Below are 21,695 nucleotides of genomic sequence, written 5' to 3'. Positions count from 1 at the left end.
TTACCACTCCATCCCTCCGTTGATACCGAGTACTTGTCCGGTCATGTAGCTAGATTGTTCCTGGGCGACGAACGTTACCATACTAACGATATCTTCGACTTCGGCGAAGCGGTCGAGCGGAATCCGCTCGAGAATCCCCTCTTTGACGCGGTCGGGGACGTCCGCGAGCATATCCGTCTTGACGAAGCCGGGGGCGACACAGTTGGCTGTCGAGCCATCACGTGCGAGTTCGAGCGCAATCGTGCGGGTAAATCCGAACAGACCAGATTTCGTTGTGGCGTAATTTGCCTGCCCGTAGTTTCCTTGTTGACCGACGACACTGGAGATATTGATGAGGCGACCTTCGTGGGCTTCTCGGATGTCCTCGAAGCAGGTTTTCGTGCAGTTGAACACGCCCCCGAGGTTGACCTCCATCACGCGGTCCCAGTCCTCGCGGGTCATGTTCTCGAATTTCTTGTCGACCGTAATACCCGCGTTGTTGACAAGCACGTCGATGTTGCCGTAAGTGTCGGTGACCGTCTCGTACATCGACTGGACCTCGCCCATGTTCGCCACGTCGGCCTGGACTGTGATGGCGTTGCCACCGGAGTCTTCGATCGTGTCTTTCACCTCGTGGGCCGCAGCTTCAGACGAGCGGTAGTTCACGACAACGTTCGCACCGCGACTCCCCAGGTCCTCTGCAATTCCACGTCCAATACCTTTCGACGAGCCAGTAACCAGGCACGTTCGACCGTCCATTGACATTAAATATCACTCTCCTCCGTGAGGTACGATACCATGACTAAAATTTGTATCGGCTGGGTAACTATATTGCTTCATTGTACAATCGACTCTACACACAGTCATGTCTTGTAGATTTCCCCTAGGTGGCTAGTGACAGCTGGCTGGCGCGAGCCTTTTGTTCCATGGCATCATACCACAATGCATGGGCGACGGCGAGGTTTGCGATTCGGTTACCGACACGGCAAAGGCGATAGCACGTATGGAGATACGTGGTGCAGCCGCAATTGCCGAGGCGACAGCGACAGCCCTGCGCGAACAGGCCACGGCGAGCGACGCCGGGGACGCCGCGGCGCTCCGATCTGACCTTCGAGCGGCCGCCCGGAGACTCCACGCCACCCGACCAACTGCGGTGAGTCTTCCCAACACACTCCGGTACGTCTTGAACAGGATGAACGGCGACGACGTCGAGGCCGTCAGGGACTCGGTCGTCACAGCGGTCGAGGAGTTCTGTGACCGTCTCGACCACGCACAGTCCGACCTCGGTACTGTTGGGGCCAACCGACTCACGACGGGTGACACCGTGATGGCCCACTGTCACTCGACGGACGTTCTCGCCTGTCTTGAGACCGCGCTCGACCAGGGAAAGGAACTCTCGGCTATCGTCAAGGAGACGCGACCGCGAAAACAGGGACATCTGAGCGCGCGTCGACTCGACGAACTGGACGTTCCAGTGACCTTCGTCGTCGATAGCGCCGCGTACAGCTACCTGAACGAAGTCGATCACGTCTTCGTCGGGGCCGACACCATCACTGCCGACGGGACCGTTGTCAACAAAATCGGGACGGCCGGGCTGGCAGCGAGTGCGCGCAACAGGAACGTAAACTTCGTCGTCGCTGCCCAGACGCTCAAATTCGACCCGGAGACGCTCTCTGGCGGGCGCGTCGACATCGAACACCGCGCGCCCAGCGAAGTGCTCTCCGACGAGCAACGTCTCGGATTCGACACCATCGAAATTGCCAATCCGACTTTCGACCGGACACCAGCGCGCCACGTCGACGCCGTCGTCACCGAACGCGGGCAGTTCCCACCGGAGAGTATCGTGACGCTGATGCGGGAGCTCTACGGACCGGAAACCGGTCGGCCCTGGGAGGAGTGACGATGCGGGTTCTCTGTGTCGGACACGTCAACTGGGACGTGACCCTCCGCGTCAGTTCGCTCCCGGACCCCGACGGCGAGACGTCGATAACTGACCAGTCCCAGGCCGGCGGCGGGAGCGCCTCGAACACCGCTGCCGGGCTGGTCGGCCTGGGGGTCGATACGACCCTCGTGGGCAGCGTCGGCGACGACGAGAGCGGCCTGCTCGCTCTCCACGAACTTTCGAGACTCGGTGTCAACTGCGACCCTATTCTGACCGTCGACGGCGGAGAGACGACGGTGAAGTATCTCGTTGTCGACGAGGACGGACAGGTGATGATACTGGCAAACGACGGCGTCAACGAGGCGTTCACCGCCGAGGCCGTCGACGACGACCACTTGCAGTCGGCAGACCACCTCCACCTGACCGGACAGGACCCGGAGACAGCAGCGACGCTGGCCGACCGAGGGATAGCGGCCGGGCTGTCTGTTAGTGTCGACCCCGGTCGCAGAATCTGTGACCGCGACTACAGCGCTGCGGCTGCCCGTGCAGACTATCTGTTCGTGAACGACCGAGAACTCAACTGCGCGACGGTCGACAGTCTCACTGACCGCGCCAGAGTGACAGTCTGTAAGCGTGGCAACGACGGCGCAGAACTGCGCGGCGGGGAGACCGGTTCACATCCGGGTTACGACATCGAGCCGGTCGATACGGCCGGTGCCGGTGACGCCTTTGCCGCCGGTTTTCTCGCGGCTGTTTTCGATGGTCGCGACTCCGCAGCGGCGCTCGCAGTCGGAAACGCCTGTGGCGCGCTCGCGTCGCGCGATATCGGGGCGAGGACGGACCTCTCGTGGGGAGCGATCGAACAGTTCCAGCAGGACCACTAGGGGCCGGGGAGGACGCTGGCCAACTGCTCGAACTGCTGGCGAAAGCGTGCCTCAGCGCGGGCCTTCGCCAGATCGGAAAACTCCGCAAATGCGGCCCCGAAGCCGCCCATACGCCACAGCAGCGTCGCGAAGTGATAGACTGCGCGCCGCCGCTCGTACCCTTCGTCTGGCTCGAACTCGCGGTATTTGCGGTAGCCGGCATAGAGCCTCTCTCGGAGCCGTTCCCGGGTTTCGGCGTCCTCGAAAGCGGGGTCGATAAAGAGAAAGTCCGTCCGCGCGAGGTGATACTCCGGATGGGCCGCAAGCGCGAACTGCCAGTCCAGTACGGCAGTAATCGGCTCCTCGGCAGCGGGGTCGAACAGCATGTTCGCCGGTCGGAAATCGTCGTGGACCAGCCGCGGAACGCCGTCACTTTCGATGACACCGATTGCGCCGTCGACGTGTTCGCGGGCGTCTGCCTGCAGGTCTGCAAACGGCGTCTCGGCGAGCCGGTCGATGTACCCGTCGACCATGTCGCCGAAAAACTGCTGCCAGTCCCAGGAGAACTCCTCGACGACGAGGCGGCCGTCGTCCAGCCCGAGACGACCGAATCCCTCGAACCCGATCTCGGCGTGCGTGCGACCCAGAATCCGACCGGCCTGCTCGATGACGCGGCACCGAAGGCCATCGTCGAGTTGGGCGAGCGACTCGGCGAGGTTGTCCCCCTCGACGCGCTCTGTCACGAAGTAAGGGGCGACATCGAGTTCGGGGTCGTCCTGGAAGACGAGAATACGCGGGACTGGGATGTCGAGGCGGTCGGCGACGTAGTCGTGGAGTGTGGGTTCGAGCGCGAACGACTCGTCGCCGGCGGGCTGGAACTTCACGACGACTTCGTACTCTTCGCCTCGATAGCCGAGCGTGACGAGAAACACCTCTCCCTGGTGGCCGGCCGTCGGTCGCTCGAAGGAGAACTCGTCGTAATCAGGGCCGGACTCGTCCAGAACCGCCTCGATGTCGCCTGCTGGACTCGACACAGTAACGCAGTTCACACCAGTGTTGAAAAAACTACCCGTCGCGGAAAACCGCTGTTATCGCGGTGTCTCGGTCCCCCACTGCTCGATTGCCGTCGCCAGTTCCGGACAGTCGGCCGCGGCGTCGTCGATGGACTCCCCGCTCGCTGCCGCCTCGACTGCTCGCCGGAGCGCAGTTGCGCCGGCTCGCGTTCCGTCCGGATGGCCGTGGACGCCGCCGCCGGCCTGTACTCCGATGTTCGTCCCGAGCGTCTCGACCAGCGTCGGTATCAAACCGGGATGGAGTCCGCCGGAAGCCATCGGTAACACGTCGTTGAGCCCGTAGAGATCGGCGTGGAGCCACTCGTTGATGCCAGGCGTATCCTCGTTTTCCAGTTTTCCCAGGCCCGCGGTCCCGGTGTGGATGTGGTCGACGCCACAGAGTCGGGCTACCTGTGCGAGAACGCGCATGGAGACGCCGTGGGTCGGCACGCGGTCGAAGGCGGCGTGCATCGCGCGGTGGGCGTGAATCGCAAGCCCGTGTTTCGCACAGCGTTCGCGGACCTGCTGCACTGACGCCCACCCCGCAGTCACGACATCGACCATGACGAACTCACAGCCGTGCTCAGCCGCCATATCGACCCGTTCGAGCATCTCCTCGCCCGGCGCGGTGACGTTCAGCAAGTAACTTTTCGGGTCGCCGGTCTCGTCCTCGGCGCGGTCCCGCTGTGCGAGCGATTCGGTCAGGCGGTCCTCGAACGGGTTGAATTCCTGGTCAGTGAGATTTTCGTCATCCTTTAACAGGTCGAGACCGCCGGTCCACGCTTCGTAGCCTATCTGGGCGTGTTGGTCGGTCGAGAGCCCGACCTTCGGTTTCGGTACCGTCGCGGTGATGGGGCGGTCGGGCGCGTCGAGGATTTCGCTCTTCACGCTGGTCCCGAACTGCGGTCCCGGAAACGTCCGTGTCAGTTTCTCGGGCCACGCACAGTCAAGCAGTCGAATCTGGTCGACGGCTTTCATCCCGAGGATGTTCCCGGCGATACAGGAGAGAATCTGGGGCATGCTACCGTCCTCAAAGAGGGGGTCGGGGTAGGCGACGGTCACGAGGCCGGCATCCTCGTCGATGCCACAGGCAGTCGCCGAGAGGTCTCTGACCGACCCCTCGACCTGCAGTTCGGCCCACGTTCCGTTGGAACTCTCCGAGGCGACGCGGCTGGCTGCCGCCTCCCAGCTCATGTCGCTCGCTGGCTCGACGTAGAACGAACAGACGAGGTCCGTGTCGGCTGGCTCGTAGGACAGGTCGATGAAGTCCTCGTAAGAAATGTTCATAGCTACCAATTGTCGTGGACGTGTATAAATCCGGCCGCAGCTATCGGCTCGCATCTATTGGTTTGTCGCTCGAAATGGTGGGACGGCACGCGAACTATGGAGAGATATGCGGCGTCACATACATCACTATACAGGCCCTTCACTGCATACCATGATGGCGACGACTCACGCACTGTACGGGATGGCTGTCGGAGCGTTGTTGGTACCGATAGCACCCGAATACGCGCCCGCCGCGATGGTCGTCGGCTTCGTCGCCGGGTTCCTGCCAGACCTCGATGTGTATGCCGACCACCGTCGGACCCTCCATTTCCCGGTCTACGCCAGTTTCGCCGCGATACCCGCCGTCGCGTTCGCGGTGCTTGTTCCCTCACTCCCGACGGTCCTGCTCGCGACTGCAGTCGTGGCAGTGGCACTCCACACCGTGATGGACGCCGCTGGTGGTGGCCTCTCGCTGCGTCCCTGGGAAGACCAGCCGGACCGAGCGGTCTACTCACACTTCCACGGCCGGTGGGTCGCACCGCGGCGTCTCGTCGCGTACGACGGCGCTCCCTCGGACCTGGTGCTCGCTCTCGGTGCCGGAATACCATTGCTCGCAGTCGCGACCGATCCGATCAGAACACTGGTCGCTGGTACCCTGCTGGTCTCGACGGGATACGTCCTCGTCAGAAAGCATCTGGTCGAAATTATCAGCGTCGCGGTCCGGTACACTCCTCAGTCGCTTCACGTCTTCGTCCCCAGACGATTCGACCACCTCGTCGAGCGATAGTCACTTCGACCCGACGATTGTGAGCGAGCCGTCGTCGTCGAATGTGCCGATATCGCCGGTGTGATACCACCCCTCTCTGATAGCGTAGGCCGTCGCCTCTTCGTCGTCCCAGTAGCCGTCCATGACACCGGGACCGCGGACAACGACTTCGTCGTCGGCAGCCAGTGCGACTTCGGTGCCGGGGAACGGTTTCCCGACGATATCGGACCGGTAGTCGTCGGCGGCCGTTATTGTCGCCACCCCGGTCAACTCGGTCGATTCGTATATCTCCCGGACCGGAATGCCAAAGCCCCAGAAGAACTGCATCGTCTCGTCGTCGATGCTCTCGGTCCCGGTCAAGGCGTGGCTGACGTTCGAGAGGCCGAACTCTTCGCGGAGTCGTCCGAACACCGTCTTCTCTGCCATCGAGTGTTTCACCGAGAGGCGTCTGGACGGACTCTCACTCTCGCACATCGTCGCGCCGTACTTTTCAGCGACGTTACCGGCGATAAACTTTCGCGCGCCACTCATGTCGTGCATCCGGTCTTCTATCGTGCCACGGAGGCGCTCGTAGGCCTGTGGAACCCCGACGAGGACGTCCGGTTCGACCGTCTTGAGACCCGCTTCGAACTCGTCGGTGTCCATGTACGCGAGGGCGCACCCCGTCTGCCAGAGGGAGTAGCCAGCGAGTCGCTGATATATGTGAGCCAGCGGGAGAAAGCAGGTTCCGGTGCTCCCCGTCTCGATTGAGAGCTGATCGGTGAGCATCTGCGTTCCGGCCCGCAGATTCTCATCGGTCAGCGCACAGCCCCGCGGGTGTTTGTTCGTCCCGAGTTTGTAGACGATGGTCGCGACCTCATCGCCGTCCCGGTCGAGGCCAGGCAGGTCAGTCGCCGCCCCCCTCGGGAGGTCGTCAATGTATACGACCGTTTCGACAGTCTGCTCGACGCTGACCGGCAACAGCCGTTCGGCGACGAGGGTGTCGATACCGGCATCGTCGACGATATGGCGTGCTCGGTCGTCGCTGTAGAGATTCGAGACGGGGACGGAGACAAGTCCCGCGAGGTGACAGGCGATATCGACGACACTCCACTCGTAGGTGGGGTCGGCGTAAATACCGACTCTGTCACCGGGTTCGAGCCCCAAATCGAGAAGGCCAGCAGCCACCTCGTTCGCCTGCTGGCGCAGGTCAGAGAACGTCAGGTCGTCGCGGTCCGGTCGGTCGGGGAGGCGCACAGCCGTGCGGTCGGCGTGGCGCTCGCACACTCGTTCGAACCACGCCGCGAAGGGGCCGTCGGGAATCGACAGCGTCTCGCCGGCCCGGATTTTGCTCCCCAGAGAAACGTCGAGGTCCGCGACGGTCGTCTCCTCCCGGAGGGCTTCTGGGTGAGCCGCTTCTACCTCTCGGTTCTTGTTCAGCTTCCCCGGCGTGTACTCGTACTCGTCACCGAGATTCTCCTCGTAGTAGTCGCTGTAGTTCTGGTCCTGATTGACGCCGGCGATGTGTGAGTCGAGCCAGTCGGAGACGAACGTCAACACTTCGAGTTCGATGTGTTCGTCGTTCTCGTGGCGCTGGCGGAGATCACGGACTTTCTCCTCGAACTCGTCGTGTTTCTCCCGGTGGTTGTAGAAACAGTCCGCACACTCCATCGAGTAGCCACAGTCCTGCATAAACTCCTCTTCGTCTCCGAAATGATACTCCGTGTACCGTTCGAGTTCCCGCAGAATTTCGCCGACTTCCTCGTCCGAGCGCTCCTCGTCCATCGCAACGTAGAGTTCGTTCAACAGCCCGAAGAGATACTGATGTTGGTCGTCGAACCGGTCGATGTCCGTGCTGTAGCGCTCGTCATCCCACTCGATGAGTTTCGACTCGGGACTGAGTTCCATACCAGCTACTTGCCCCTTATTTTAGCTAAAAGAGACCGCGGATTCCCGATGACTGAAAATCTGGCCGGTCAGACGACACCCCGAACCAGCGCACCCCAGACCGGCCCGACGAGCGCGATGCCGACGGTCACGTACGACAGCGGTGCCAGCACCAGTACGTTCCCCGGTGAGATGACCGGCGTGGCGACGAAAAACACGGCCAACACCAGCATGCCAAACGCCAGACCTGCAGCCAGCGCGCGCGGAAGACTCCGGCGTGTCAGCCCAACGAGTGCGCCAGCGGCGAACAGCCCCACCCAGTGGAGTGCCACAGCACCCAGTCCGAGGACGATAGCAGCGCCAAGCGCTAGCCGACGCTGTCTGGTGTCTGTCCGTATCCCGGCCAATCGGTCGTCGATTCCAGATCGAGTTCCCGTCTCGGACTCGCCGCTCTCGTCGGTCATCCGTCATCCCCCTTGACGGTTACGTCGGGAGACGCCGCCGGCGGGTCGTCCAGTCTGCGGTACTCGCCGCGCGCCCACAGGTCGAGTTGGTCTTCGTAGTTCGGAGAGAATACGGAGCCGTCGTTTCCGCCGGGAATCACGTCCAGTGACTCGCCACCGAAGTCGGCCAACAGGCGGTAGCTCGCGCCGTATCCACCCTCCGTCGAGAATGCCCACACCGTCTCCGGGGTACCGTTAGTTGGCATGCGAGCGTAATTCAATCCCGGCACCTGCTCGCCAAACGGATGGTCGATTGCGGTGACGTTGTAGTCACCGTACGTTTCCCAGCCCGCCGACTCGATGGTGTCGACAGCCTCGCTCATCGCTTCGGCCAGCACCGCCGCGCGGTCACCGTCGAAAAACTCACTGTCAGATGGAAGCGTCACCAACACCCATTCCTGAGGCCAGAACGCATCGCTGAGACCGGCCTCCTCGAAGTCGTCTGCCCACGTCAACCGCTCGAACGCGTCGTAGAAGTGTTTGAACACGAGCGCCGCCGCCGAGTCGCGCTCCATCCGGTAGTCCCACTCGGCCAGTTCGTCCAGCCTCTCTTCTACCTTCGAAGGCATTTGTTCGCGTGCATCCAGGATCGCCGGGACGAGCGTTCGCGCGCGGACCGAGAGTACGTCAGTCTGAAGCGAGCGGGCAAGTTCGCGGGTAATATCACCCTCGTTTGCGGCCGCGTCCAGACGCTCGTAGATGCGGGTTCCCCGAAAGCCCGAATCGTAGCGCTGTCCGATTGGATAGGTTGGGTTGTCGGCGGTGCGCTGGTTGGCCGTAGCGATGTAGTCCGGGTTGATAACGGCCGGCTTCTCGTCGTACGAGATGAAGCCGTCCCACGACGATTCGCCGAACGGTGTGAACCCGTCCCACTCGGCTTCACCAGCGGAGCCGTCGAAGACGTGTCCGCCTCGGACCACTTCACCGTCGACGCGGCGAATCGGAATCTTGCCGCTCATCTGGTAGAGCGTGTTGCCGTCTCGGTCGGCGTAGACGAGATTCTGCGTCGGCACGTCCATCTTCTCGGTCGCTTCACGGAACGCTTCCATCCCGGTCGATTTGCCCCACTCGTGAATCGCCTCGATTTCACGCGTCCCGCTCATTCCGGTCCAGGCCACACCGATAGCTCGGGACTCGCCGTTCACCTCCCGGTCGAGATACACGCCGTGGACGGTCTTTCTGACTGTGACTTCTTCGTCGTCACCGCCAGCCACCTGGATGGGCCGCACCTCTCGCTCGAAGTCGCGCCACTCGCCGCGGTAGCGGTACTGCTGACCATCGCTGCTGGGCGATTCCCGAGTTTCGTAGTCGTAGAAGTCGATGACATCCGCGCCGACGTTGGTCAGCCCCCACGCACCGTGGTCGTTCTCACCGATGACGACGAATGGTGTTCCGACGAGCGCCCCACCGCGGACCGTCTGCTCGCCCGTCGAAACGTGTTGTTGATACCAGATTGGCGGGGCCTGCAGTGCGAGATGAGGGTCGTTACAGACGATCGGCTCGCCGCTTTCGGTCACGTCACCAGAGACGACCCAGGAGTTCGACCCGACAATCCGTGGCTCCTCGAAGTCCGCGAGCCAGTCGACGAGTTCGGGGTCGACGCGCGGCGGTCGGTCGGACCCGCCGGCAGTCTCGGCACCTCTCTCCGAGTCGGCAAACGAGACTGTCGACACCCCGCGCAGTTCGCCGCCGGTCTCGCCCGGCCGAACGACTGGGACGCCGTGGTCTAACTGGTCTGGATACAGCGTCTGCAAGGTCTCGTCGTCGAACGCCCGTTCTCTGACGGAGCGCCGGAGGGCATCGAAACTGCCGGTGAGAAACCAGCTCAACTGGACGCCGACGAGTGCGGTGTCGAGTATCGTCCAGTCGTCGGGTTCGTACCCGAGAATGCCGAATTCCATGCCAGCCGGACCGCTGTCGATGTAGGCGTTGACACCGTCGGCGTACGCCTGGACGACAGTCTCTGTCTCGGTGCCCGAAATCGCGTCGACCGACGCTTCCGCGGCTCCACGGAAGTCCATCTTCGCTGCAAAGCGGTCGTTTTCGAGCCCTTGTTCTCCGACGGCAGCCGCGAGTGTCCCACCCGCACGCCGCCGGACAAGGTCCATCTCACCCAGTCGGTCGGCCGCCTGGGCGTACCCCACCGCAAAGGAAGCTCCCGTCTCGCTGTCGGCCTCGACGTGTGGGACGTGATAGTCGTCGTACGTTATCGTCGCTTCCCCGTACTGGCTCTGGACCGTCTCCGGGGTGGTCCCGACCGACTGCCAGACCGACCCGCTCAGCGGTGCCGCGACATCGAGAAATTGCCCGACAGGAGAGGCGGCAGCGGCGACTGGCCCCGCGCCAGCCAGTGCCGCCAGCACTGCCCGGCGCGTGGGGCGTGGTGGCATAGCTCAGCAGAAAATTCCCAACGGGATAATTGTTTTCCTGTGGCGAAATCGATACCGTATGGTCGGTTAGTTCCCGCCGTCAGATTCGAGCCAGAGCTTCCACATCCCGTCTGATTTCCGCAGGGTACGGGTGACCGTTTGCGTATCTTCTTCGCTGGTATCGTACTCGATGTGAACCGTCACACGGACAGTGGCCTGGTCATCAGACTGGTCGACAACCTCCACCTCTTGAACAGTTAAATCGGCCTGTTCAGCTATCGAGATGAACGTTTCTGAGTTGCCACTGACGGGTGAATCTTCGTGGATGAGTCCATTTGCCTTTTCTTCGTTGCCGTTGTCCAGAGCAGCATAGTACTGTCTGACAGTCTCCTGGGGCGTTCGTTCACGCAGGAGGCGGTCGTAGAACAGCCACCCTCCGCCCAGTAATCCCGCACCGCCAGCCACGCCGCCACCGTACTTCAGGAGCGCGCGGCGGCTGATACTGTCCCCACCGTCGATTTGCTCGCTTTTCCACCCCATCTTGCGGTCGTCGAGGTGGAGTGGGTCGTCAGTATCGACACGCAGTGGTGTGAACTGGGAGGAGAGATTGACCGTTGCGGCGAGACGCGACAGAAGCGGCTTCATCGTCGGCCCTACTATAGTATCGAAAATAAATCCCAGTATTCTGCACTGCCAGGAAGACACCGAGAGTGACTCTATTCGTAGAGCCAGGTCTCGTCGATGCGTTCCCACTCGACGAGTTCGTCGTCGTCGAAGAACAGGTCGATTTCCCGTTCGTTCGCACCGGGGTCCTCGTCGTCCGAACCGTGGATGACGTTCCGACCGAGGTCGAGTCCGAAGTCGCCGCGGATTGTTCCGGGCGCGGACTCGGCTGGGTCAGTTTCGCCCATCATGGTGCGGACCTGACTGACCGCGTCCTGCCCTTCGAGCACCATCGCCATGACCGGGCCAGCGGTGATGAACTCGACGAGGTCGTCGAAGAACGGTTTGTCCTCGTGTTCGCCGTAGTGGTCCTCGGCGAGGTTCTGATCGATCTGCATGAACTTCGCGCCGACGAGCTTCAGCCCGCGGTCCTCGAACCGCGAGATGATGTCGCCCACGAGTCCGCGCTGGACGCCGTCCGGCTTGACCATCACGAAGGTCCGTTCGAGGTCCTCGCTCATGCTTCGGCCTCCGTCTCCTCTTCCTCGTCAGCCTCGCTGTCCTCGTCGTCGGCATCGACTGCCTCAGTCGAGTCGGCGTCTGCGTCGGCTGCTGCCTCGTCTTCACCTTCGCCTTCCGGACCGGGAACGGCCTCTTCGTCCTCGTCGACCGTCTCCAGTTCTTCGGGTTCCGGCTCTTCTTCGGCTTCAGCCTCTTCCTCTGCTTCCGCTTCTGCTTCGTCCGCTGCCTCCTGCTCGGCTGCAGTCGGCTCGGGACGGCCGGCCTCGGTCCAGTTCAGGTCGCGCGCTTCGCGGCCGAGATCGGCGTTTTTCTCGCACTTCGCGGAGCAGTAGTGGATAGTGGTTCCGTCTTTCCGGACGAACATCGTGCCGGTACCCGGCTCGATGGCGGTGCCACAGTAGTCACAGTCGCGTGTTCGTGGCATTATTGTCCTCCGATAGTGTCTGCCTCGCGTGCAGTCTCGCGGAGCTGGAGTACGTCACCCTCGCGGACTGCCCCGAGGACGTTCCGGGTGATGATACGACCCTTGTTTTCGCCCTCCCGGATGCGGCATTTGACCTGCATGGCCTCGCCGTGCATCCCGGTTCGGCCCACAACCTCGATAACCTCTGCAGGTGTGGAGCCACCGTCGTCTTCAGTCTCTTCAGCACTCATCCTTCGTCACCTCACTGAAGCTCCTCGAGCTTGTCGGCGATGTCCTGCACGTCGTTTTCCGCGTCGCCGGTGTCGACGATGGCGGCGGCAGCACTGCCGACTTCAAGACCTGCGGCGTGGCCGATGTCGTCCTGCGTGCCGACGAAGACGTACGGAATCTCCTTCTCCGCGGCCAGCTCGGGGAGGTGCATCACGACCTCCTCGGGCTGGACGTCCTCGGCGACGAAGACGAGCTTGGCGTTGCCGCGCTCGATGGCCTTCGTTGTCTCGTTTGTACCTTTCTTTACACTTCCCGTGTCCCGTGCGACCTCGAGCGCCGCGAGGGCGTCGTCTTCGAGATCTGCAGGGACGTCGAAATCAACGTACACTGGCATGATTGGTCACCTCCTGCGCGCAGGCTCGCACTCCCCCGCCCTCGCGGTCGGTCCGCGCCCGTCCAGTAGACGGGATATAAATCCTGTCGGGGCTGGGAGCGTCATCAACCTCGCGCAGGCTGTACTCCTGATTGGACCATCTGCCCCTAAAGCAGTTTCGAAGGCACAATCCCATGTCAGGCTGCCACACGGCGGTCTATCCGGTTTCACCTGTCTCCTGCCGACGACCACAGCGCACAACTTCCCAGGCGTCGGAGAGCATCTATGGACTATGCTGCCCGCCTGCACGCGACCGCTCGTACGCACAACGAGCGACGCGTTCTCGTCCTCGCGGGGTCGCCCGAGTCTACCCGGTCACGGGCGGTGGAGGCGCTCGATACGACGGATATTCCCGGTTCCGACACTCGTTACGTCGGTCGGGCCGCCACGACACCGTGGGACCCAATCGACCCGAAACACGCCGACAAGCTGCTCGGGACGACCCAACAGGCGGTAGTCCTCGACATGCAGGACGCCTGCCAGCCGAACGCTCTCGGGTGTGCGCTCGGTACCGTCGACGGCGGCGGTCTTCTCGTACTCTTAACGCCGCCGCTCGACGACTGGCCGGACCGCCGTGACGACTTCGACGAATCGCTAGCAGTCCCACCGTTCGACCGCGACCAGGTCATCGGCTACTTTCGTCGCCGTCTGGTCTGGACGCTCCGCCAGCACCGCGGTATCGCTATCGTCGACGCCGAGCGCGGAACCGTCGACAAAGACGGTATCATCGATATCCCACCGAGACTCTCCGACCCGTCCCCGGATCCGCCGACAGACCACGAGTTTCCGAGCGCTGCGTACACCGCCTGTCGCACCGACGACCAGCGCGACGCTGTCGCTGCGTTCGAGTGCCTCGACAGAGCCGGCCACGCACTCGTCCTCGAGGCAGACCGCGGCCGAGGTAAATCGAGCGCCGCCGGTCTCGCAGCCGGCAGTCTCGCGCTCGCGGGCAACGACGTACTCGTGACGGCGCCGCAATACCGCGCTGCCGGCGAAGTGTTCGCCCGTGCCGAGGAACTGTTGACGGAGGTTGGGGAACTCGCCGGGCGGGACAGTGAGCGGGAACCACACCGCATCGAGACCGAAACGGGCTGTGTCCGGTTCGTTCCCGCTGCCGACGCAACTGCGCTCCCGGACGACCCTGACTGTGTGGTCGTCGACGAGGCCGCTGCCCTGCCTGTTCGCCGCCTCCGTTCGTTTCTCGGTGCCGACTCGGTCGCGTTCGCCACGACGATTCACGGATACGAAGGGGCAGGCCGGGGCTTCTCGGTCCGCTTTCGGGACGACCTCGACGAGAGTCACCACACAGTACACGACCAGCACCTCGGAACGCCCATCCGGTACGCGCCGGCCGACCCCGTCGAAGTGTGGGGATTCCGCGCACTCTGTCTCGATGCTCGCCCCGCCGTCGAACCGCTCGTCGCTGACGCGACGCCAGAGACAGTCGAGTACCGCCGACTCTCCTCGGCGGACCTGCTCGACGACGAAAATCTGCTCCGGGAGGTGTTCGGCCTGCTCGTCCTCGCACACTACCGGACGGAGCCGAACGATCTCGCGCGATTGCTCGATGCCCCCAACGTCACGCCACGGGCCCTCCTCGCTGACGGTCACGTCGTCTCCGTCGCGTTGCTCGCTCGCGAAGGGGCACTCTCTGCCGACCGCAGAGCGGGGATGTACGAGGGCGAGCGCGTCCGGGGCAACATGATTCCGGACGTGCTCACGAGTCAACTCCGTGACGAAGCGGCGGGCGTCCCGGTCGGGTACCGCGTCCTGCGAATCGCTACGCACCCCGACGTTCGCTCGCGTGGACTCGGGTCGCGACTCCTCACAACGATACGCGAGGAGTTCGAGAGCAGCACAGACTGGCTGGGGGTCGGCTACGGTGCAACACCCGAGCTACTCGGTTTCTGGGACGAGAACGGCTTTTCGGCGGTCCACCTCTCGGTGACGCGCAACGACCGGAGCGGTGAACACTCGGCTATCATGCTCGACCCACTCTCGGACGCTGGCCGGACGCTCCACGACCGTCATGCCAAGTGGTTCGTTGAACGTCTGCCCGGAATGCTGTCCGATGCACTCGCCGACGTGGACGCTGACGTGATTCGGGCAACGCTTGGGTCTCTCGACGGTGCCGTTCCGCTGGAACTGTCCGACTGGGAGTGGCGGGCAGCGGCCGGGGTCGCAACCGGAAAAACCATTCTCGACATCTCGCCGCGACCAATCGTCCGACTGGCACTCCGACACCTCATCGAGCCCGCTGACCGCGACGCACTCGATGCACAACAAGAGCGGTTGCTGGTTCGGCGAGTGCTCCAGCACCAGCCATGGGCTACCGTTACCGACGAACTCGATTTTCACTCGGTAGCGACTTGCAAGCGCACGCTACCCGACGCTGTCCGGCCGCTGGTGACGGCGTTCGGCGACGAAACTGCACGCGACGAACTGGCGCGATTCGAATGAGCGGGACGCTCACGACGGCACTGACCGTCCTCGCGTTCGTCGTTCTCCTCGCTGCGATCCCGTCAGCGTTTCTTCCCGGAGTTCCGACTGGAGCGCTCTCGCTCGCCGGTGTCGGCCTCTACTGGTGGGGGTCGGGCTTTACCGATCCCGGTACGGTCGTTCTCGCCACGCTCGTCGGCCTTTGCGTACTCACCGTCGCTGCCGACTGGTTCGGGGGCGTCGTCGCCGCGAGAGTCGGCGGCGCGTCGACGGTCACGACACTCGTCGCCGGCGGCGTCGGACTTGCCTTGCTCTTTGTCACCGGGCCGGTCGGGATGATACTCGGAAGTGCTGCCGTTGTCTTCGCGCTCGAATACCGCAGACACAGGAACGTGAGTACCGGCGCGATGGCGGCCGGAACGTACGTCCTCGGCTTTTTCGCCTCCGCCATCGTGCAGGCATTTCTGGCACTGACCGTCCTCGTGACGGTGGGCTGGATTGCGCTGGTTTGACCGTCTGCACCGGAACCACTGTATAGCCGCCAGCCAAAGTGTGCGTATGGAGTGTGCGGCAGAGGACTGCGAAAGCGAGGCGACCTTCGAACTCCACATCCCGTGGGACGAAAACAGGTGCGTCTGTGCGGCTCACGCACGTGTCCAGTCACGAACGGACGGTATCGTGGCCGATCCGCTCGATACCGCCGACGACGAACTCCCCGACGGCGCGAGCAATCGCGGGTAAGCCGGCCTACTCTTCGGCGGTTTCTTCGTCTCCGCCCGGCACCGCCAGCACCGGACAAGTCCCAGTTCTGATGAGCTGTTCGGTCGTACTACCAAGCAGGAACCGCTCCATCCCCGAGCGGCCGTGTGTCCCCATGACGACGAGGTCGATATCGTGGTCGCCGGCGTAGGCTCTGATGCCATCAGCGGGTCGACCTTTCTCGACAACCGTCTCCACGTCGACGCCTTGCTCAGTAGCTCGTTCGGCGAGTGCGCCAGTCGCCTCTTCGCCCATCTGTTCCAGGCTCTCGAGGTAGTTCGCCGGAAGAACGCCACCGGGGGAACCAACGATAATTGACTCGTCGACGACGTTGAGTGCGTGCAGTGTCGCATCACAGACCCTCGCAATCGCGAGCGCGTGGTCGACTGCAGCGGTCGCACAGTCACTGCCGTCTGTCGGCACCAGCACGTTTCGGTAGGGCAGCGTCGGCTCTTCTTCGGACGCCCCCGTCGCGAGCACCGGAACCGGGGACTCCCGGAGAACGTGCTCTGTCACGCTTCCGAGAACGAATCGTCGAACGCCAGTTCTGCCGTGCGTTCCCATCGCGACGAGGTCGATATCGTTGTCTTGTACGTATTCGAGGATCGTCTCCGACGGCATCCCCTCCTCAACTGTTCCCTGAAACCGGTCTGGCTGGGCCCACTTGTTGGCGATGTGCTTCACATCTTCGTCTGCCTGCTCCTTGAGTCGGTCCACGAAGGTCGCATCGAGCCCGCCAGCGTTGAACGGTCCTGCGGCCTGCTGGAGGTCGACAACTGCGAGTGCATGCACTGTCGCGCCGAACTGAGACGCCAGAGAGAGTGCGTGTTGCGTCGCTGTGTCGGCCGGAGCGCTACCGTCGGTCGGAATGAGGATAGAATCGATGCTCATACTGAATAGTTACCCAGAGACAGTGAAAAACCTACGCCGGATTATCGCAAACTGGCGCTACAGTTGTTTGGCCATCATCACTTCGTCGACGTACTTGCCGTTCAGCTTGTAGTGGTTGCGCCGACGAGCCTCCTCTTTCCAGCCACGACTGTCGAGGAACTCGATTGCCGCTTCGTTGCTCGCCGGAACCGAGTTGTAGATTTTCTCGAAGCCCTTCGAGGCAGCCCATTCCAGACCGCGTTCGAGCAGGTGACTCCCGATGTCGTTGCCCCGGTACTCCTCGAGAACGCCCAGGGTGAGCTCAGCCGTGTGGCTCAGTTTCTCCTGTTCAGGATGTTTGAGGTGGACCCAGCCGACGACTTCGTCGTTGACACAGGCGACGAAGAAGATACGCGATTCGAGTTCGTTGTGTCGCAGCAAGACGCCCTCGCTGTCGACGATATCGGCCACAGTCTCCGCATCGACGTACTCGCCACCACCGATTGCCTGCCGAATCGCTCCGACCAGCCCGGTCAAATCCTCCTCGCGAGCCTGTCGAATGATGAACTCCACGTCGTCGGTCTGGAACTCTTCTTCGGTTCCCGTGTCGAAGGCGATACGGAGCTTCCCGTCTACCTCTTCGAGCACGCCGTCTCGCCGGAGTATTGCTGTGTGGTGGCCGAACGCTCGTTCTCCCATCGTGAGCGCCTTTCGTATCTTCTCCGGTCGCGTCGCCCCGTTCGACTCCACGTACTCGTAGATGTCCTCTCTGTCGTCGTGGTCGAACTCTAGCTTGTCAGTCAGTTCCATGCTGGTTGGTACCACCCCCCTGTACTTAACGGTTTGTCACAACTTTTTGAGGCGTCGTGGTTTCCAGAGAACTGAGTCTCTCTCCGGAACTGAATGTATGAACACAACAGCCTGGACAACGGCTGACGAGTGTCCACGACGAAGACGGGGCACTTACGACGACGTCGATGACGTGACCCACTCTCGCGTTTCGCCATCAACCACGACAGTACTCCCTACGTCATCGAACGTCACGCCACCGTAGGCAGCGCTGCTCTCAGGGCCGACATAGAGACCTGCACCGCCACACTCTGCGACGTGAGCAGCCGTCACCGTCACATCAACGTTCTCCCGGAAGCGGAACCCTTGATCTCTCCCACCTTTCGCCGTCACGTTAGTCAGCTTCAAATCCGCCATGTCGTCGAACAGAACCACGTTCGTGAACGCCCCGTCAACAGTCACGTTCGAAAGCGAAGCACTATCGAAGCCACTCGCATACAGTCCCGAGCCAGCAGCCAACTCACCATCCTCTGTCCGGATTGTCACGTCACTGACTGTCAGGTCCCGTCGCCCTTGTTCGTCCTCACCTAACGTGATCCCGCGGGCGTTTTCGATACAGGAGACACCAGCAATCGTGATGTCCCCCATTGTCGCACCGGTATCGCCTCGAATCGCCGAATACTGGCAGCCAGTGATGTAGCCGTCTTTGATCGTGAGCGACTCGTGGCCATCACGGTGAATATGGACGCCGTACTCCGGGTTGTTCGCCGGTTCAATCTCGAAGTCTCGCAGCGTGCAATTTCGGGTTGGCGTTCCATCACGCTTCACAAGTGTGGACGTACTTCCGTCCCACACGCCATTCGCGGCCGTTCCGGTGTTCTGACTGTCAAACTGTATCGGCGCATCAGAGTCACCCGCCCCGCCACGGGTCGCCCAATAGCCGTCAACGACGACATTTTTCGATGAGACCACGTCGATATGGTGATAATAGATGGCATCGCCATAGATATTCTCCAGTCGGACGTTCTCCGCGTGCGCGGGGAGGATACCGTTCGCGCCCGGGGCGTCAATGCGGACGTTGGACACGCTCCAGTTCGACGCCCCATCGTAGTCTGGTCGGTCGTACCCTCTGTTCGAGAGGAGTGCTCCCCCGTGTTCGCCAGTAGGGCGTGGCCCGTCGAAGACCGTCGAGCGACCAGTACCCATCAGCGCAGTATTGTCTCCGATGAGGACTGTTCGTTCGAAGAGGTACCGGCCCGGCGGGAAAAACACGATGCCGCCACCGGACTCGTCAACCGTTTCTAGCAACTCACAGACTGCGTGCCCAACTTCGGTCTCCCCGTCACCGGTGATTCCATGCGCTTCGACGTTCCACGTTGGCTCACGGCCACCGAAGTACGACCACTCACCGTTCGAACTGTCCCACCGCCACGTCGTCCCCTGGTCGGTCGCGTGGTAGAGTTCGTCGTCGTACCGTCCCTCGCTTGGTCGCTCGGCGAGTGGACCCCGCACGATGGCGTGTTCGTCGAGTGCCTCAACAGTGTCAGTGTGGTCCCACCCCTCGTCGCCTTGCCCGTATGTGTGCAACCCAAGTCGAGGTGTCTCTTCGACCATCGTTACGTCCCGTATGCTCGTCCGTACGAAATTCCGTAGCCAGACTCTTTCTCGTGTTGCTGACACGCTGCAAACGCGAGCGCACTACCAGTCACCAGAAGAAGAATATCTCGCCGCCGCAGTTGTCTGTCCCTCATTCCGTCACGATTGCTATGATTTGTATTAATATATGCGTATTCAATGAACTACTTGCTATAGAATCCATTGTATAACTGTACTAATTTACCTACTTTTTTGTAGGATACCTGTGTATTGCTCGTCATGACGGAAGTGATTACATGTCGCTGAGCGACGCACAAAGACCAGCGAATACACGCGAGCGGTACCGTTTGATGGCTGATGCCGCGACCCGGCCGTTTGCGGTCGGTGCCGTCGTGGTTCCCCTGGTTCTTCCCGTGTTAGCCTATTTTACGAGTGACGTCCGAATTATGTTTACCGTCCACCTCTTTCTCGGTGCATTCTGGTTCGGGACAGCAGTACTCGGGGCGGTCGTACTCGGCCCCGTAATGGGCGGTCTTTCCGAGGGAGCAAATGCCGAGTTCGCCGAGGGATTCGTCCCGAAAATGAACCTGCTCATGGAACCAGTCTCGGTCGGTGCGATCGGGTCCGGAATCGGGCTCGCCGACATGATGGGGCTGTGGGCAGCTCCGACACCGTCACTGTGGGCTGCGCTTGCTCTTGCCGTCGCGCTTCTCGCCCTCGGGTTTGGCCCACTCCACAAATTCACAGCCGGAATGTTCGATGAAATCGCCGCCAACGAGACCAACCACGAGCGCCTTGCCTCTCTGAATAAAAAGTACGGCATGCTGAGCCTGATCGAACTCGTCCTTATGATCGCCATCGTCGTGACGATGTCTGGTCTCCGGTGGGGGTTTTAACCACTCGACACAGGTGAGAGACACAGCACGCTATCGCAATCAAGAAAACCTCGTTTCGATAGGGTCGTCCTGCGTCGTAATCAACCAAAACCCACGAGGGCAAAAACCGTGGAGCCGACTGCAATGAGGGCCAATACGACGTTCCCCTGCAGAATATTGTCGAGTAGCAGGATTCCGAACAGGAGCCCAAATCCCAAGAGGAGCCATCGACTCTCCATACCGGAGTTAATCGCAGTAATTGTATGAACACTCTGTCGATGGTCACTACAGAAGTTTGACCTCGTACTCTTCGGGTAGCTCCATCAGTTGGACTCGCGCGATTCGGCCCATTCGACGAAGTTGGCGAAGACAACCATCACCACGATGAAAAACACGATGAACACTCCGGCGTGCAGGAAGTTGAATTGTCCTGAGAAGGCCAGTGAAACGAAGAGGAACGCAGCTACTGCAGCGATAGCCCCTGCAAAATACATACGTAGTTGGGTTTCCATACAATCACGGGGTCCCGCTCACTGCGACTTGCGACTCTCAGCACTCTTTTCAGGTGCCCAGCTGTGCTTGTCCCGACTTTCGTTCACGCGGGTCTCAACTAGACCGACAACGTGACTAAAGTCTTCATCAACTGGAAATCCGTCGAGACACGTACTGACGTCGCTTGATCGAACGAGCAAACCGAACACCAATCCAGCAACAAACCACCCTCATCGCTGCCGCGGCTCACCGGCCCGCTGCCCCACACCATCCAAGGTGAAACGCAAGCGCCACAGCAACAACCAGACCAACAATTAGCAGAACGGACTGATACAAGACGGCCGCTCCAAGGTTCCGACCGCGCTGTACGCCGCGAGAATCAACCCGTGAATCGGTAGAGACAGTGGTTAGACTGAACGAGTTTAGCCGAATTCCCTACTGAGATCAAGAAGGGCAGGGTTCACTCGGGAATATAAAAGTCCGATTTCGTATTGTGAGGCGATGCGTTTCTGATTTTAGCTATTTTCGCTGGACTGCGATTTCGAACGATGACGACATCATAAGAATCGTCTGTTGCGACAGTTTGCCCCACACTACTAATTGCTGTCACGAGATGACCTTCGTTCTCACTCCCAATGAAGACCATCGAAGCATCTTCTTCCCGTGCTACTTTCCGCAACTGTTTGGCTATTGAACCAGACCGAGCATAGCGACCTACTACTTTATGTCGGAAATCGGCACTTGGACAGAGCTCAGTCACTTGCTCGTGTAATGTGGAGACAACAGATTCCATATCGAACTCTTCGTCTTGCTCGAGCCATCCGTGTTCTTTTGCATAGTCTTAGCGTGTCATAGAATAAATCACAACCACTCAGTAGAATCGCTAACAGAGTCTATATTGTTGCTTCAAAGAGGACACTGGTTTCATTCCTTCCACCATCTTCATATTGGAGCCTGTCATAGAAAGCGTCACGTACGAAGCGGCAGGGTGCGCGACGTGTGTCCAACACAAGCGCAACCCTGCAAGACGTAGCTTCGGTAGACGACTTCTTGAATGTCGCGGCTACCGAGACAGTT

At 61.3% G+C, this 21,695-nt stretch carries 22 protein-coding genes; 7 read left to right on the top strand and 15 right to left on the bottom strand.

What is annotated here, in order from left to right:
* Window positions 1-744 (bottom strand): beta-ketoacyl-ACP reductase, encoded by a 744-nt coding sequence (locus WDJ60_RS15840; protein WP_340101630.1) that lies wholly within the window; start codon window positions 742-744, stop codon window positions 1-3.
* Window positions 745-925: 181 nt separating this feature from the next.
* Between WDJ60_RS15840 and WDJ60_RS15835 the strand changes: the two genes are divergently transcribed.
* Window positions 926-1,879, top strand: coding sequence for a ribose 1,5-bisphosphate isomerase (locus tag WDJ60_RS15835; RefSeq protein WP_340101629.1), 954 nt, complete (start codon window positions 926-928; stop codon window positions 1,877-1,879).
* Between the two features lie 2 nt (window positions 1,880-1,881).
* On the top strand, window positions 1,882-2,745 hold the full coding sequence (locus tag WDJ60_RS15830; protein ID WP_340101628.1) for an ATP-dependent ribose-1-phosphate kinase: 864 nt from the start codon (window positions 1,882-1,884) through the stop codon (window positions 2,743-2,745).
* Here WDJ60_RS15830 and WDJ60_RS15825 read toward each other — a convergent pair.
* Both WDJ60_RS15825 and rbcL read right to left on the bottom strand, forming a co-directional pair.
* Window positions 2,742-3,758 carry a phosphotransferase family protein gene (locus WDJ60_RS15825; protein ID WP_340101627.1) on the bottom strand — a complete coding sequence of 339 codons (1,017 nt, stop codon included), beginning with the start codon at window positions 3,756-3,758 and terminating at the stop codon, window positions 2,742-2,744. The genes WDJ60_RS15830 and WDJ60_RS15825 overlap by 4 nt on opposite strands.
* Window positions 3,759-3,812: 54 nt before the next feature.
* Entirely contained in the window at window positions 3,813-5,063 is a 1,251-nt protein-coding gene (gene rbcL / locus WDJ60_RS15820) for a type III ribulose-bisphosphate carboxylase (protein ID WP_340101625.1), read from the bottom strand.
* Window positions 5,064-5,214: 151 nt separating this feature from the next.
* Between rbcL and WDJ60_RS15815 the strand changes: the two genes are divergently transcribed.
* Window positions 5,215-5,829, top strand: a complete 615-nt coding sequence (locus WDJ60_RS15815; protein WP_340101624.1) for a metal-dependent hydrolase — start codon at window positions 5,215-5,217, stop codon at window positions 5,827-5,829.
* On the opposite strand, the gene WDJ60_RS15810 is transcribed toward WDJ60_RS15815, so the two are convergent.
* From WDJ60_RS15810 to rpl7ae, 8 genes are all read right to left on the bottom strand, one after another.
* Complete coding sequence (locus WDJ60_RS15810; RefSeq protein ID WP_340101622.1) at window positions 5,830-7,695, bottom strand: bacteriohemerythrin; 1,866 nt, start codon at window positions 7,693-7,695, stop codon at window positions 5,830-5,832.
* Window positions 7,696-7,763: 68 nt separating this feature from the next.
* Window positions 7,764-8,138: a hypothetical protein gene (locus WDJ60_RS15805; protein WP_340101620.1), complete on the bottom strand. Its 375-nt coding sequence runs from the start codon at window positions 8,136-8,138 to the stop codon at window positions 7,764-7,766.
* On the bottom strand, window positions 8,135-10,567 hold the full coding sequence (locus WDJ60_RS15800; protein ID WP_340101618.1) for a penicillin acylase family protein: 2,433 nt from the start codon (window positions 10,565-10,567) through the stop codon (window positions 8,135-8,137). Before WDJ60_RS15800 ends, WDJ60_RS15805 begins: the two co-directional genes overlap by 4 nt.
* A 66-nt stretch (window positions 10,568-10,633) precedes the next feature.
* A complete protein-coding gene (locus WDJ60_RS15795) occupies window positions 10,634-11,191 on the bottom strand; it encodes a nuclear transport factor 2 family protein (protein WP_340101617.1) in 558 nt (185 codons plus the stop codon).
* A gap of 71 nt (window positions 11,192-11,262) precedes the next feature.
* Window positions 11,263-11,730, bottom strand: coding sequence for a nucleoside-diphosphate kinase (gene ndk / locus WDJ60_RS15790; protein ID WP_340101616.1), 468 nt, complete (start codon window positions 11,728-11,730; stop codon window positions 11,263-11,265).
* On the bottom strand, window positions 11,727-12,155 hold the full coding sequence (locus WDJ60_RS15785; RefSeq protein WP_340101615.1) for a 50S ribosomal protein L24e: 429 nt from the start codon (window positions 12,153-12,155) through the stop codon (window positions 11,727-11,729). Before WDJ60_RS15785 ends, ndk begins: the two co-directional genes overlap by 4 nt.
* Window positions 12,155-12,385, bottom strand: a complete 231-nt coding sequence (locus WDJ60_RS15780) for a 30S ribosomal protein S28e (RefSeq protein ID WP_302080656.1) — start codon at window positions 12,383-12,385, stop codon at window positions 12,155-12,157. Before WDJ60_RS15780 ends, WDJ60_RS15785 begins: the two co-directional genes overlap by 1 nt.
* Before the next feature lie 11 nt (window positions 12,386-12,396).
* Window positions 12,397-12,759, bottom strand: a complete 363-nt coding sequence (gene rpl7ae, locus WDJ60_RS15775) for a 50S ribosomal protein L7Ae (protein ID WP_340101613.1) — start codon at window positions 12,757-12,759, stop codon at window positions 12,397-12,399.
* Window positions 12,760-13,023: 264 nt separating this feature from the next.
* Between rpl7ae and tmcA the strand changes: the two genes are divergently transcribed.
* From tmcA to WDJ60_RS15760, 3 genes are read left to right on the top strand one after another with little or no spacing between them, the layout of a single operon-like run.
* A complete protein-coding gene (gene tmcA, locus WDJ60_RS15770) occupies window positions 13,024-15,258 on the top strand; it encodes a tRNA(Met) cytidine acetyltransferase TmcA (protein ID WP_340101611.1) in 2,235 nt (744 codons plus the stop codon).
* Window positions 15,255-15,749, top strand: a complete 495-nt coding sequence (locus tag WDJ60_RS15765; protein WP_340101609.1) for a DUF456 domain-containing protein — start codon at window positions 15,255-15,257, stop codon at window positions 15,747-15,749. The genes tmcA and WDJ60_RS15765 overlap by 4 nt, the downstream gene beginning before the upstream one ends.
* A gap of 46 nt (window positions 15,750-15,795) precedes the next feature.
* Window positions 15,796-15,978, top strand: a complete 183-nt coding sequence (locus tag WDJ60_RS15760; RefSeq protein ID WP_340101607.1) for a DUF8014 family protein — start codon at window positions 15,796-15,798, stop codon at window positions 15,976-15,978.
* 6 nt (window positions 15,979-15,984) lie between these two features.
* Here the strand turns inward: WDJ60_RS15760 and WDJ60_RS15755 are convergent, their stop codons facing one another.
* The 3 genes from WDJ60_RS15755 to WDJ60_RS15745 all read right to left on the bottom strand — a co-directional run bounded on the left by WDJ60_RS15755 (window position 15,985) and on the right by WDJ60_RS15745 (window position 19,269).
* Entirely contained in the window at window positions 15,985-16,887 is a 903-nt protein-coding gene (locus WDJ60_RS15755) for a universal stress protein (protein WP_340101605.1), read from the bottom strand.
* Between the two features lie 57 nt (window positions 16,888-16,944).
* Complete coding sequence (locus WDJ60_RS15750) at window positions 16,945-17,676, bottom strand: GNAT family N-acetyltransferase (protein WP_340101603.1); 732 nt, start codon at window positions 17,674-17,676, stop codon at window positions 16,945-16,947.
* Window positions 17,677-17,829: 153 nt separating this feature from the next.
* Window positions 17,830-19,269, bottom strand: a complete 1,440-nt coding sequence (locus tag WDJ60_RS15745; RefSeq protein ID WP_340101601.1) for a glycosyl hydrolase family 28-related protein — start codon at window positions 19,267-19,269, stop codon at window positions 17,830-17,832.
* Between the two features lie 332 nt (window positions 19,270-19,601).
* Here WDJ60_RS15745 and WDJ60_RS15740 point away from each other — a divergent pair, with 332 nt between their 5' ends.
* A complete protein-coding gene (locus WDJ60_RS15740) occupies window positions 19,602-20,147 on the top strand; it encodes a hypothetical protein (protein ID WP_340101599.1) in 546 nt (181 codons plus the stop codon).
* Between the two features lie 302 nt (window positions 20,148-20,449).
* On the opposite strand, the gene WDJ60_RS15735 is transcribed toward WDJ60_RS15740, so the two are convergent.
* The gene (locus tag WDJ60_RS15735; protein WP_340101597.1) at window positions 20,450-20,638 is read right to left on the bottom strand and encodes a hypothetical protein; all 189 of its coding nucleotides are present in this window, start codon (window positions 20,636-20,638) and stop codon (window positions 20,450-20,452) included.
* Between the last annotated feature and the right edge of the window lie 1,057 nt (window positions 20,639-21,695).

It is taken from the genome of Salinibaculum salinum, assembly GCF_037645885.1.
Classification (GTDB): Archaea; Halobacteriota; Halobacteria; order Halobacteriales; family Haloarculaceae; genus Salinibaculum; species Salinibaculum salinum.
This window is presented reverse-complemented; position numbering and strand designations above follow the sequence as displayed.